This is a genomic window from uncultured Merdimmobilis sp. (assembly GCF_902471145.1).
GTDB lineage: Bacteria > Bacillota > Clostridia > Oscillospirales > Ruminococcaceae > Merdimmobilis > Merdimmobilis hominis.
Genome location: NZ_CABRJC010000010.1, coordinates 25,089 through 37,828, shown reverse-complemented (window position 1 = coordinate 37,828; position 12,740 = coordinate 25,089). Strand labels below are relative to the sequence as shown.

The 12,740-nt window shown below is 57.7% G+C and carries 16 protein-coding genes; all 16 read left to right on the top strand.

Features of this window, described 5'->3' with window-relative positions:
* The first annotated feature begins 62 nt into the window (after window positions 1-62).
* The 16 genes from RDQ42_RS06385 to RDQ42_RS06310 all read left to right on the top strand — a co-directional run bounded on the left by RDQ42_RS06385 (window position 63) and on the right by RDQ42_RS06310 (window position 12,738).
* Entirely contained in the window at window positions 63-1,055 is a 993-nt protein-coding gene (locus RDQ42_RS06385; protein WP_071427091.1) for an ATPase, T2SS/T4P/T4SS family, read from the top strand.
* Complete coding sequence (locus RDQ42_RS06380) at window positions 1,012-1,518, top strand: stage III sporulation protein AB (protein WP_054331188.1); 507 nt, start codon at window positions 1,012-1,014, stop codon at window positions 1,516-1,518. Before RDQ42_RS06385 ends, RDQ42_RS06380 begins: the two co-directional genes overlap by 44 nt.
* 54 nt (window positions 1,519-1,572) lie before the next feature.
* Window positions 1,573-1,767 (top strand): stage III sporulation protein AC, encoded by a 195-nt coding sequence (spoIIIAC, locus tag RDQ42_RS06375; protein WP_054331189.1) that lies wholly within the window; start codon window positions 1,573-1,575, stop codon window positions 1,765-1,767.
* A 20-nt stretch (window positions 1,768-1,787) separates the two neighbouring features.
* A complete protein-coding gene (locus RDQ42_RS06370) occupies window positions 1,788-2,171 on the top strand; it encodes a SpoIIIAC/SpoIIIAD family protein (protein ID WP_207733441.1) in 384 nt (127 codons plus the stop codon).
* A 49-nt stretch (window positions 2,172-2,220) separates the two neighbouring features.
* A complete protein-coding gene (locus RDQ42_RS06365; RefSeq protein ID WP_308588452.1) occupies window positions 2,221-3,930 on the top strand; it encodes a stage III sporulation protein AF in 1,710 nt (569 codons plus the stop codon).
* A complete protein-coding gene (locus RDQ42_RS06360) occupies window positions 3,878-4,441 on the top strand; it encodes a hypothetical protein (RefSeq protein WP_054331194.1) in 564 nt (187 codons plus the stop codon). The genes RDQ42_RS06365 and RDQ42_RS06360 overlap by 53 nt, the downstream gene beginning before the upstream one ends.
* A gap of 69 nt (window positions 4,442-4,510) precedes the next feature.
* Window positions 4,511-5,047 carry a SpoIIIAH-like family protein gene (locus RDQ42_RS06355; RefSeq protein ID WP_054331195.1) on the top strand — a complete coding sequence of 179 codons (537 nt, stop codon included), beginning with the start codon at window positions 4,511-4,513 and terminating at the stop codon, window positions 5,045-5,047.
* A 245-nt stretch (window positions 5,048-5,292) separates the two neighbouring features.
* Entirely contained in the window at window positions 5,293-5,688 is a 396-nt protein-coding gene (locus RDQ42_RS06350; protein WP_054331196.1) for an Asp23/Gls24 family envelope stress response protein, read from the top strand.
* A gap of 158 nt (window positions 5,689-5,846) precedes the next feature.
* The gene (gene nusB / locus RDQ42_RS06345; protein WP_071427087.1) at window positions 5,847-6,260 is read left to right on the top strand and encodes a transcription antitermination factor NusB; all 414 of its coding nucleotides are present in this window, start codon (window positions 5,847-5,849) and stop codon (window positions 6,258-6,260) included.
* Between the two features lie 5 nt (window positions 6,261-6,265).
* Window positions 6,266-7,201, top strand: coding sequence for a peptidase M22 (locus RDQ42_RS06340; protein WP_231358386.1), 936 nt, complete (start codon window positions 6,266-6,268; stop codon window positions 7,199-7,201).
* Window positions 7,198-8,412 (top strand): exodeoxyribonuclease VII large subunit, encoded by a 1,215-nt coding sequence (xseA, locus tag RDQ42_RS06335; RefSeq protein WP_231358385.1) that lies wholly within the window; start codon window positions 7,198-7,200, stop codon window positions 8,410-8,412. Before RDQ42_RS06340 ends, xseA begins: the two co-directional genes overlap by 4 nt.
* A complete protein-coding gene (gene xseB, locus RDQ42_RS06330) occupies window positions 8,409-8,627 on the top strand; it encodes an exodeoxyribonuclease VII small subunit (RefSeq protein WP_231358384.1) in 219 nt (72 codons plus the stop codon). The genes xseA and xseB overlap by 4 nt, the downstream gene beginning before the upstream one ends.
* A complete protein-coding gene (locus RDQ42_RS06325; RefSeq protein ID WP_054331202.1) occupies window positions 8,620-9,507 on the top strand; it encodes a polyprenyl synthetase family protein in 888 nt (295 codons plus the stop codon). Before xseB ends, RDQ42_RS06325 begins: the two co-directional genes overlap by 8 nt.
* Window positions 9,508-9,530: 23 nt before the next feature.
* Window positions 9,531-10,037 carry a divergent PAP2 family protein gene (locus RDQ42_RS06320; RefSeq protein ID WP_071427084.1) on the top strand — a complete coding sequence of 169 codons (507 nt, stop codon included), beginning with the start codon at window positions 9,531-9,533 and terminating at the stop codon, window positions 10,035-10,037.
* 26 nt (window positions 10,038-10,063) lie between these two features.
* The gene (dxs, locus tag RDQ42_RS06315; RefSeq protein ID WP_369948953.1) at window positions 10,064-11,929 is read left to right on the top strand and encodes a 1-deoxy-D-xylulose-5-phosphate synthase; all 1,866 of its coding nucleotides are present in this window, start codon (window positions 10,064-10,066) and stop codon (window positions 11,927-11,929) included.
* Window positions 11,926-12,738 (top strand): TlyA family RNA methyltransferase, encoded by an 813-nt coding sequence (locus RDQ42_RS06310; RefSeq protein ID WP_231358382.1) that lies wholly within the window; start codon window positions 11,926-11,928, stop codon window positions 12,736-12,738. The genes dxs and RDQ42_RS06310 overlap by 4 nt, the downstream gene beginning before the upstream one ends.
* Window positions 12,739-12,740 lie beyond the last annotated feature (2 nt).

Below are 12,740 nucleotides of genomic sequence, written 5' to 3'. Positions count from 1 at the left end.
CAAAACCGGTTCTAAAAGAGGGCGTGTCCCCATATCCTTACCACAAAGGAGTGAACAAGCTTATGGAGACGCTAAAAAACAAGAACAGCTATGACAGCGCCGTGGAGTCCCTGGACGACCGGGTACAGAAAGTTTTGCTCTATCTGCCTTCGATGATGAAGGATCATATTTCCGAAGTGCGCCTGCGGGAGGGACAACCTCTGGCCGTCCAGATGGGAGACCGCACCTGTTTTGTCAGCTGCCAATCCAAGCTGACCGACCGGCCAGGCAGCCAAAGTTTTATCGTTACCCGGGAGGACATCGCCTCCAGCATCCGCACTATGAGCCGCTATTCGGTTCACACCCACCAGCATGAGATCCGGGAGGGGTACCTTTCGGTTGCGGGCGGGCACCGGGCCGGGCTGGGGGGAAGCGCCGTCCTGGAAAAAGACGGGGTCGCCAACCTGCGGGAGATCACCTCCATCAACCTGCGGATCGCCCGGGATATCCGGGGCTGTGCCGACCAGCTGGTGGAGCGGATATTCAGCCGGCGGGTGCAGGGTGTACTGATCGCCGGGGCGCCGGGAAGCGGTAAAACGACCCTGCTGCGGGACCTTGGACGGCAGCTATCCAGCGGGGCTACTGGACGGTACCTGCGGGTGGCGGTTGTGGACGAGCGGTGCGAAATCGGCGGCACGGCGGCTGAAGGCCGGCGGGATCTGGGAGTCTGCACCGACCTATTGAGCGGCTGCCCCAAAGGGGAGGGCATTCTGATGGCCCTGCGGTCCCTTTCCCCCGACCTAATCCTCTGCGATGAGGTGGGGAAGGAGGAGGAAATCCGGGCGGTCTCCATGGCCCTCAACAGCGGGGTGCCGGTGGTGGCCACCATCCATGCCTCCACCCTGGAGGAGCTGCTGGCCAGGCCCCAAGGAGTGGCCCTTTTGCATACAGGGGCTTTTCAGAAGGTGGTTCTGCTGGAAGGGGCAGCTTCGCCATGTAAGATCAAATCCATTGTGGAAGCGGGGGATTTTCATGCTCCGGTTGGCCGGGCTTTTGCTGATAGCAGCCTGTTGTAGCGGGGCGGGAATCCTCGCCTCCTGCCGTCTATCCAACCGGGTTTTGGCATTGGAAAGCTGCCTCTCCTTCGTGCAGGCACTCTGCGAGGAGCTGCGGTACACCCTTGCCCGGACCGAGGATTTGCTTCTCTCCCTGGGGGAGCGGGGAAGGTTCGCCAAGTTGGACTTCATCGGCAATGCGGCCCGCCTCACCAAAGAGGGGATGGATTTCCCCACGGCGTGGCACACCGCGGTGGATGGTTCCGCCCTCCCTTTGGAACCGGAGGACCGGCGGGTTCTTGGCCAGGTGGGGGAACTGCTGGGGGCTTCCTCCGCAGAAGGCCAGCTGGCCCAATTGGCCCAGTGCCAGCGCCTTTTGGAGGAGCAGCGCGCCCAGGCCCAGGAGGAAAAAACCTCCAAGGGGAACCTGTTCCGCAGTTTGGGGATGCTGGGGGGAGCGGGCCTTTTCATCCTATTTTTGTGACGATTGAAAAAACCAAGGCGGCTCCAATCGGGAAGCCGCAGGGGAGGACAACCAATGGATGTGGATTTGATTTTTAAAATAGCTACTATCGGCATTATTGTGGCGGTGCTCAACCAGGTGCTGATCCGTTCAGGCCGGGAGGAACAGGCGATGATGACCACCCTGGCCGGGCTGATTGTGGTGCTGATGGTGATGGTGCAGGAGATCAGCAATCTGTTTTCCACCATCAAAAGCGTGTTTGGCCTGTAAAGGGGGTGAACCGTGTGGAGATGCTCTCGGTTGTGGGCCTGGGGCTGACAGCTGCGGCTCTTGCCGTAGTTCTGCGGCAGTATAAGCCAGAATACGCCCTCCTAGTCACTTTGGGGGCGGGGGTGCTCATCTTCCTCTGGATCACCGGGGAGGCGGAACCCCTCCTGCGGCAGATTGAAAGGGTGATCACCCTGGCCAAGCTACCGGGGGAGTATGCCCAGGTTCTATTCAAGTCCCTGGGGATTTGTTTCTTGACCCAGCTGGGCTGTGATACCTGCCGGGATGCCGGGGAATCCGCTGTGGCGGCCAAGGTGGAACTGGCGGGCCGGGTGGCAGTGCTGGTGCTCAGCATGCCCCTCTATCAAAAGATACTGGAAGTGGCGGGGAGCTTGTTCTCCCTATAGGAGGAAGGCGAAATCCCGCCGTGATCGATGAAAAAGGCGGACGATGAAGATGACGCGGCATGAAAAAGGGGGCGCGCCCCCACAAATACCCTGGAAACAGGCCCTGTGGAAATTGTTCGTCGGGGGCATGGCCCTCTTGGTTTTGACAGTTTCCGCTTGGGGCGACGAGATAGAATATGACATAACCGAGGAGCTAGAGGAGATTGGGGCGGAAGAGCTTTATGGCCAACTTCCAAGCGAGACCCAGCAGCTGCTGGAGGAATTCGGCATCGAGGAGATCTCCCCTGAAACCCTCTTGTCCTTGGAACCGGGCAAGTTTTTCCAGATCGGGTGGGCGTATCTCAAGGACCAGATCAAAAAGCCGGTTGCCACCATGGGGACGATCTTGGCGGCGGTACTGCTGCTCGCCTTTCTGGAGACCACCAAAACCGCCTTTTGGGATGGGGCCTTGACCCCGGTTTTTGGAACGGTGGCGGTGCTGACGGTAGCAGCGGCAGTGGCCGACCCCATTATTGGGTGCATCACCCAGGCCGCCCAGGCGGTGCGGGACTGCTCCCTCTTTTTGATCTCCTTTATCCCGGCGTTCGCCGGGGTGCTCACAGCGGGAGGGCAGCCGGTCACCGCCACCACCTACAACCTGTTCCTCTTTGGCACCTGCCAGGTGCTCAGCCGGGTGATGTCGGCGGTGATCGTCCCCTGCCTAGGGGTGTACTTGGCCTTCTGCCTGGTGGGCAGCGCCGCCCCGGAACTGCACATCACTTCAGCGGCGTCCTCCCTCAAATCCCTGGTCACTTGGGCGATGGGGCTTCTGCTCTCCATTTTTGTGGGGCTCCTCTCCATCCAAAGCGTGGTGGCCAGCGGCGCCGATTCGGTCACCGCCAAGACAGCAAAATTCCTCATCGGAAGCTTTATTCCAGTGGTGGGGGGAGCTCTTTCCGACGCATATCTAGCGGCACAAGGGTGTATCCGGCTACTCAAGACCACCTTGGGGGGCTTCGGCATTTTAGTCGCCGCGGTGACCTTCCTGCCAGTGCTTCTGAAAACCACTGCCTGGTACCTGATGGTTCACCTGGTGTCGCTGGCGGGGGACACGGCAGCTCTCCACCGTGCTGCGGGCCTGCGCGTCGGTCCTGGGGCTTTTGATCGCCATTGTGTTTTGTTTTGCGCTGTTGGTGATCATCTCCACATCCATCATGCTGGTAATGGGGGGTACATAATGGACGGTATACGGGAATGGGGCTATTCCCTTTGTGCGGCGGCTATCGCCTGCGGGATGATACAAGTTCTCATCCCCAATGCGGGGGCTGGCCGGGTGATGCGGATGACAGTGAGTGTCTTTTTCCTCTGTTGCCTCTTTTCTCCCCTGGTGTTGCGCGTCCCAGAACTGGCGGAAATCCCTCAGTCCACCGCCCAGGCTAAAGCCGACGAGATCGCCAGGCGGCTGGCCGAGGGGCAGGAGGAACGGGCTATTGGCAGGGCACAGGAGGATTTGCGCCGTGAGGCGCGGGATTCTTTGGAGGAAATTGGGATTTTTCCCAGCAAAATTCAGATAACCATACATGCTGTGGACAAAAGCCGCATAGAAATTAGTGAACTCATCCTGGTGCTCCAGGAGAGCGACCGGGAACGGGAAGGGGAGGCTGTCCAGCGGATCAAGGATCTGTTGGGCGAGGCCCCGGACATTCAATACGAAAGGAATGAGGCGAATGAACCTGAAGGGGATGAAGGAACGCCTGAGCCCTTTGTGGCAGGGGGATAAAAAGACCAAACTAATTGTATTCGCCGGCCTGCTGGGTATGGCCTTGATCCTCTTTTCCAGCTTTTTTGAGAAGGAGCCAGCGGCAAAGGCGCCGGGTGGCGAGTGGAACAGCGAACAATACCAGGCCATGCTGGAGCAGCGCCTACTGGAGACGGTGAGCAGCGTAGAAGGGGTGGGCAAGGCCAAGGTGATGATCACCCTGGAGAGCGGAGTAGAGTACGTATACGCCCAGGCCGAAAAGAAAAACACTGACAGTACCAAGGACTACGATGGCACCGATACCAAGCGGGTGCAGGAAAAGGACCAGACAGAACAAAGCTATATCCTGGTGGACAGCGGCAGCGGCAAGCGGGAAGCCCTCCTCAAAACCGAAAAACAACCCAAGGTCAAGGGGGTTGTGGTAGTCTGTGAAGGGGCGGGGAACATCGTGGTGGAACAGCGGGTATTAAATGTGGTCACCACCTCCCTGGATATCCCCAGCAACAAGGTGTGCGTCACCAAGCTGAAATAACAACCGGATTTTTAGCGGGAGAACCCGCCATCAATCAATATACGCAAAACAGCATAGGAGGAAACGGGAATGAACATGATCGTTGGCAAAAGACAGATAATTTTAATGGCGCTGGTGCTCGGGCTTGGGATTGCAGTGTACCTCAATTGGATTTACGCGGACGGTGGCAACGACTTTGTCCTCACCGGCAAAATGAGTGAAACCAAAAATTACGGCGACGCCCAGTATGTGGAATCCCCCTTGGATATCGGCGATGGGGAAGCCTACTTCGCCGAGGCGAAGATCACCCGAACCAAATCCAGGGATGAAGCGGTGGAAACCTTGAAGACCATGCTCTCCGACTCCACTTTGGACGCCGACCAGAAAGCCGAACTCGCCCTGCAGGCGGCGGAGCTAGCCAAATCCATTGAGACCGAAGGCAAGATTGAAAATCTGGTCAAATCCAAAGGCTTCAGCGAGTGCATGGTCTATTACGACACCGAGCGGGTGGACGTGATTGTGAAGACAAACGGACTCCTCTCCAACGAAGCCGCCCAGATCAAAGACATCATTGTGCGGGAAACAGGCGTCGATGATAAAAATATTTCAATTGTGGAAATCAACTAGTTGTGTACCGAGAAAAATATGGTATAATAACAACAAGGCCGTCGGTGCGCCTTTTGGTGTAAAAGAAGCGTCTTTCACACCGGGCAGCCTTCCACAAAATAGGCGATTCTACCACAGCCGCCTGCGACCGTGGTAGAATTGTTTTGTTGTATGGAACCGGTGGATTTCCCCCGTTGAACAGAGGGCCACCGGCCAAGGCCCCGCGGAATCGCCGCGGATTTTTACTACACAAGGAGGGCGAACCTATGCAGAACAACGAATCCAGGCAGCCTGTGGGCAGTTTGCGGATCTCGAAGGATGTCATCGCCACAATTACCAGCTTTGCCACCAAGGAGATTGCCGGCGTCGCCGATCTGGCTCCTTTTACAACCAACATCAAAGGCTGGCTGATGAAAAAACAGACCGCAAAATCCATTGTCATCGACCTGAACGACGACGTCGCCGTCATCGACATCCACGTCATCCTCAAATACGGCTACAAAATCCCCGAGGTGTCTGAGAAGATTCAGGCCGCCGTCAAAGAGGCGGTGCAGAATATGACCGGAATCGCGGTTTCCAAAGTGAACATCCAGGTGGCTGGCATCGCCTTTGACGAACCCAAGGCGGAGGCCGCCCCCATCGAGGCAGCCGAGGAGGAATAACTTCCCGGCAGTTCGCCTTTGCAGGTGAATCTATGGCCCTGTTTGGGCTGTTTTGTCTCGCCAAACGCGGGCTGGAAAAATGCAACCCTCCTGCGGGGCGGGAGGGTCTGTTTTTTTGCCCATGACGTATCAATTATTTGCAGCGGAGGCCAAAAAGGATGAAAAGAAGTGAAGCCCGGGAACAAGCGTTTACCCTGATTTTTGAGCGGTCCTTCCGGGAGGAGCCCATCGAGGAGATGATCGCCCAAGCCACCGAAGGCCGGCAGATTGAGGTGGACGAATTCGCCCGCCGCCTGGCCGCCTTGGCTTTTGAGCGGCTGGACGCCATCGACCAGGTGATCCAGAAATACTCCATCAAATGGAACATCAACCGGCTGCCCAAGGTGACCCTGGCGATCCTGCGGCTGGCCATCTGTGAGATCGACGGGATGGAGGACATCCCGGTGAGCGTGACCATCAACGAGGCGGTGGAGCTGGCCAAAAAATTTGCCAGCGAGGACGATGCGTCCTTTATCAACGGCCTTTTGGGCGCTTACGTCCACAGCAAAGAACAAGGCGAGGGTGAGGAGTAAGGCGCATGCCATACTATCTAGGTATCGATACCAGCAATTACACCACCTCGGCGGCGCTGTACAACAGCGGCACAAATGAAATCCGGCAGAAGAAACAGCTTTTGCCGGTCAAGGACGGCGCGTTGGGCTTAAGGCAGAGCGACGCCGTTTTTAGTCATGTCAAGCAATTGGCTCCCTTGCTGGAAGAGCTGCTCGACCAAGCCTACCCCATCTGCGGGGTGGGGGTTTCCACACGTCCACGGGATCAGGAGGGCTCTTACATGCCCTGCTTTCTTGTGGGCGATGTTGTTGCATCTTCGGTTGCCGCGGCACTGGGGGTCCCCAAATACCCGTTTTCCCACCAGGCGGGCCATGTGATGGCGGCCCTTTATTCCACCGGGCAGATCCCCTTATACCGGGAGCCGTTTATCGCCTTCCATCTCTCCGGCGGAACCACCGACTGTCTCCTGTGCCAGCCGGATGAGACCTACACCCTGGGCATCACCCTTTTAGCCACCTCCTCTGATTTGAAAGCTGGGCAGGCGGTGGACCGGGTGGGCGGCATGCTGGGGCTTCCGTTCCCGGCGGGCCCCGCACTGGAACAGTTGGCCCTCGCCTCCACAAAAGTATATAAGATCAAGCCGCCCTTCCAGGGGGACAACCCCTCCATCTCCGGGCTGGAAAACAAATGCCAGAAGATGCTGCGGGACGGGGAAGCCCCCTGCGACATCGCCCGGTATTGCCTGGATTACATCCGGGCAGTGGTGGCTAAAATGACCGAAAATGCCCTGCGCAGCCAAGGGGATTTGCCTTTGATCTACGCTGGCGGTGTGATGTCCAATTCCATCATCCGGGAGGACATTTCCAAGCGGTACGGCGGCCAGTTTGCCCAGCCGGCCTTTTCGGCGGACAACGCGGCCGGGGTCTCGGTCCTGGCAGCCATACGGGATGGTGCGTTATGAATCAAAACATGTTGACGGTATCCCAGCTCAACCGGTATGTCAAATCCCTTCTGGAAGAAAATCCTTTGCTCCAGGAAGTTTACGTCAAGGGGGAAGTCTCCAACTTTGTGCGCCACTTGAAATCCGGGCACTGCTATTTCACCCTCAAGGACCGGGATGCGGCGGTGAAGTGTGTCATGTTTAAAGGCAACGCCCAGTTTTTGCGCTTCACCCCGGAGGACGGCCTTTCAGTGCTGGTGCGGGGCTCGGTTTCCCTCTATGAGCGGGACGGCAGTTTCCAGCTCTATGTCACCGACATGCAGCCGGAGGGGATTGGCGCCCTGGCCTTGGCCTATGAGCAGCTCAAACGCCGCTTGGCAGCGGAAGGGCTCTTCGACCCCGGCCACAAACGGCCTATTCCCGCTTTCCCCGCGCGGATCGGGGTGGTGACCTCTCTGTCCGGGGCGGCCCTTAAAGACATTGTCAACGTCCTCTCCCGCCGGTACCCCATCGGTACCCTAGTGGTGGCCGATGCGGTGGTCCAGGGGAGGGAGGCGGCGCCCTCCATTGTGGCGGGAATCCGGGAGATGAACCGGCAAAGGGCCTGTGACGTCCTCATTGTAGGGCGGGGAGGCGGCTCTCTGGAAGACCTCTGGGCATTCAACGAGGAGGCGGTGGTTCGGGCGGTGTATGAATCCGCCATCCCGGTGATTTCGGCAGTGGGCCATGAGGTGGACTTCGCCCTCTGTGACTTTGCCGCGGATCTGCGGGCCCCCACCCCATCGGCGGCGGCAGAGCTGGCTTCCCCAAGTGTCGAACAGCTGATTTTGCAGCAAACGGCGCTGAAAAGCGCTTTGTATAGATATACTATAGATGGGTTGGAGGCCAGGCAGAGCCGCTTTGGACTGCTTCTGGAGGAATTTTCCCGGGTCTCCCCTGAAAAAACCTTGGAACAAAATAGACAAGAGCTGAAAAATTTGGTAGAATTAGCAATGGAATCCACCGGAAAAAAGCTGGATGACATGCAGCGGGATCTGCATAAATATGCTGCTCTTTTGGATTCCTACAGCCCCTTGAAGGTCGTAGCCCGGGGGTATTCCATCACCTTGAAAGATGGAGACATCCTGCGTGACCCGGGGGAAGCATCCCCGGGGGATATTATCACCACCAAATTGGCAGGCGGTGAACTGGCCTCCCAGGTGCTGGCCAAAAAAGGAGAAATCCCATCATGAAAAAGAATTTGAGTTACGAAGCGGCCATGGCCCGTTTGGAGGAGATTGTCGCCCGATTGGGGGAGGGCACCGCCACACTGGACGAGACCTTAAAGCTCTTCCAGGAGGGAACCGAGCTGGCCGCATTCTGTGATAAAAAGCTGACCGATGCCAAATTGAAGATCGAGCAGCTGTCCGAGCCGAAACAACCGGCGAAGGAGAGGGAAAATGACTAGGTTTGAAGAAACAAAGGCAGACTATAAACGGTTGGTGGAGGGGTACTTGGAGACCTCTCTGCCCAGTGCAGACTGCATCCAGCACAGCGTCTTGGACGCTATGCAGTACAGCCTGCTGGCGGGTGGGAAGCGGCTTCGGGCTATACTGGTGCTGGAGTTTTGCCGCCTCTGCGGCGGAAAGCCTGAGGCAGCGCTCCCCTTTGCTGCGGCACTGGAGATGATCCACGCCTATTCCTTGATCCACGATGACCTGCCTTGTATGGACGACGACGACCTGCGGCGGGGGAAACCCTCCTGCCATATCGCCTATGGGGAAGCAATTGCCCTCCTGGCTGGGGACGGCCTGTTGACCTATGCTTTTGAAACCGCTTCCCGGCCCATTTTGGAACTTCCCCCCCAGCGGCAGCTGAGGGCGGTTCAGGAGCTTTCCAAAGCCGCTGGAACCTATGGGATGATCGGCGGCCAGGTGGTGGATATTGAACATGAAGATACCTCCATCGACCGGGAGACTTTGGCCCTCCTCCACAAAATGAAAACCGGCGCGCTGATCCGTGCGGCAGCCCGTCTTGGCTGCATTGCAGCAGGGGCATCCCCAGAGCAGGAGGAAGCTGCCGATCGGTACGCTCAGAACCTGGGCCTCGCCTTTCAAATCACCGATGACATTCTGGATGCTGTGGGGGATGAAGCCCTGCTGGGCAAACCCGTCGGCAGCGATGCAGATAATCATAAAACCACCTATGTGACCCTTCTCGGGCTGGAAGGCGCCAAGCAGGAGGCTTTGCGGATCACCGAGGCGGCCAAATCCGCCCTGTTGGGGCTGGATTGGGACTGCGGTTTCTTGTGCTCCTTGGCGGATTCCCTGGCAGTTCGCCAATTTTAATGGAAAAAGGGAAATGGTGAACCATGGAAACACTACGATTTCTGACCAGCAATTACCTGATTGACGTGGCCTTTGTCGCTTGGCTGTCCGCCCAAGTGCTCAAGACCTTGCTCTACTATCTGGACACCAATACCTTCCGGGCGGAACGGCTGGTGGGCTCCGGCGGGATGCCCAGCGCCCATTCGGCCCTCGTCTGTTCCATTGCGGTGGGGATGTCCCGTAAGATGGGGTTTGCCTCCCCGGAATTCGCCTTAGCCCTCACCTTGGCCGGCATCGTGATGTACGATGCCATGGGGGTGCGCCGGGCGGCAGGGGAGCAGGCCAAAGTCCTCAACAAAATGATCTTCAGCTTCAAACTATTTGGGGAAGATTTTTGGAAGGATTTCAACCTGGATCAGGAGTTAACCGATTCGGATCTGGAGGAACCCGAACCCAAAGAACTCAAGGAATTCCTGGGGCACACCCCGCTGGAAGTGCTGGGCGGAGCACTGTTGGGCATTTTGGTGGCAGTGCTGATCCCTGTATTTTAATTTTGCAAGCAAGGAGGATGGGGTTTGTGAAGCCAACTTCAGTGCTGGATACCATCCATCAGCCAAGTGACATCAAAAAGTTAACGCCTCAGGAGCTTCCGGCCCTTTGCCGGGAGATCCGGCGGGAACTGGTTTCCACTTTGTCACGGACCGGAGGGCATCTGGCATCCAACCTGGGCACCGTGGAATTGACTGTGGCCCTCCACCGGGTGTTTGAGAGTCCCCATGACCAGATCGTTTGGGATGTGGGGCATCAAAGCTATACCCACAAATTGCTCACCGGCCGGCGGGACCGGTTCTCCACCCTGCGGCAGGAAGGGGGCCTCTCCGGGTTCCCCAAACACCAGGAAAGCGAACACGACGCCTTTTTGGCCGGCCATTCCAGCACCTCCATCTCCGCAGCTTATGGACTGGTGACCGCCAAGCGGCTCCAAGGGGACGATGGCCATGTGGTGGCGGTGATCGGCGACGGCGCCTTTACCAGCGGATTGGCCTATGAGGGGATGAACAACGCCGGCCGGAGCCGGGACAACCTGATCATCGTCCTCAACGACAACGAGATGTCCATCTCCAAAAATGTGGGGGCCCTGGCCAAATACCTGGCGGTGATTCGATCCAAGCCGGAGTATTTTAAGGTGAAGGACTTCACCGAATCCACCCTGAAAAAAATCCCGGTGGTGGGGGAGAAGCTGCGGGATTCCATCTCCGCCTCCAAATCCGCATTCAAACAGCTCTTATACCACAGCAACTTTTTTGAGGATTTCGGCTACGTATACCTGGGACCGGTCAACGGCCATGACGTGGATAGCCTTTGTGAGGTGCTAGAACGGGCAAAATCCCTTCATATGCCGGTGCTGGTACATATTGAGACCACCAAGGGCAAGGGATATTCCCCGGCAGAGCGCAATCCCGGCGCTTTCCACGGGGTTTCTAAATTCGAGATCAAAACCGGGGAACCTCTCAAAAAGGGAGGGGAGAACTTCTCCTCGGTATTTGGCAGGGAGCTCACCCGCCTGGCCCGGGAAGATAAACGCATCTGCGCCATCACCGCCGCTATGCAGGATGGCACCGGCCTGGACGGCTTTGCCCAGGAGTTCCGCCCCCAAGGACGGTTCTTTGACGTGGGCATTGCCGAATCCCATGCGGTCACCTTCTCCTGCGGCCTTGCAGCCAACGGCATGCTTCCGGTGTTTGCGGTGTACTCCACCTTTCTACAGAGAAGCTATGACCAGGTTCTCCACGACGCTTCCATCGAACAAAAACACATTGTTTTAGCGGTGGACCGGGCAGGCATCGTCGGGGACGACGGGGAGACACACCAAGGGGTGTTTGACGTCGCCATGCTGTCATCCATCCCCGGGATCATTATTTACTCCCCGGCTAGCTTTCGGCAGCTGACCCGCTGCCTGAGATCTGCCCTCTATGAGGATGCCGGAGTGGTGGCTGTCCGGTATCCCCGCGGCGGAGAACCCGCTTTCCCGCCGGGATACCCAGATCAGGGTGGGGATTACAGCTATTACGGTGGCGGGGAGACCCTCATTGTCACCTATGGACGTTTGTCAGCTGAGGCCGCCCAGGCGGTGGAGCTGTTAAAAGGGCAGGGGAAGAAGGTTTCCCTGCTGGCGCTGACTAAGATTTTCCCCCTCTCGGAGGAGGTACTCGCCCTTGTCAGCAGCCATCAAGAGGTGTTATTTGTAGAAGAAGGCATCCGCTCCGGCTCCATTGGGGAGCACCTTGCTTCCCGCCTTGTGGAGCGGGGCTACCGCGGCAAATTTACGCTGCGGGCCATTGAAAATCAATTTGTACCCCAAGCGTCTATCCCCAGCGCACTGCACAGCCTGGGACTGGATGCCCAGGGGATCGCCAATACCATCATAGGAGAATCGCTGTGAAAAAGAGGTTGGACATCGCGCTGGTGGAACAGGGATTGGTCCCCAGCCGGGAACGGGCCAAAAGCATCATCATGGCCGGGCAGGTTTATGTCAACGGCCAGAAATCCGACAAAGCCGGAACCGATGTTTCGGCGGAGGACACCATTGAAATCCGCGGGGAAACCCTCAAATACGTTAGCCGGGGCGGTTTAAAGCTGGAAAAGGCTATGGCCCAGTTCCATTTGGATCTGACCGGCAAAATCTGCTGCGATATTGGGGCCTCCACTGGGGGCTTTTCCGACTGCATGCTGCAAAATGGCGCAGTAAAGGTCTATGCCATCGACGTGGGTTACGGCCAGCTGGCCTGGACGCTGCGCAACGATCCCCGGGTGGTCAACCTGGAACGGACCAACATCCGCTATGTCACCGAAGAACAGGTGCCCGACCCCATCGATTTCATCTCCATCGATGTCTCATTTATCTCCCTGACCCTGGTCCTGCCGGTGGCCTGCCGCCTCCTCAAAGATGGGGCATGCCTGGTCTGCCTGGTCAAGCCCCAGTTTGAAGCGGGCAAAGGGAAAGTGGGCAAAAAAGGGGTGGTCAAGGAGCCGGAAATCCACCTGGAGGTCATCCAAAAGGTGGTGGGATTTGCAGAGGAAAATGGCTTCTGCACAGTGGCGCTGGACTTTTCCCCCATCAAAGGGCCGGAAGGCAACATCGAATACCTCCTCTGCCTGCAAAAAGGGGAGGGGGAAAACCGGGTGACCCAAGAGGTGATGGAGGCGGTGGTAGCCGCATCCCACCGGGAGCTGGAAAGCGGGAGGAAGTAGTG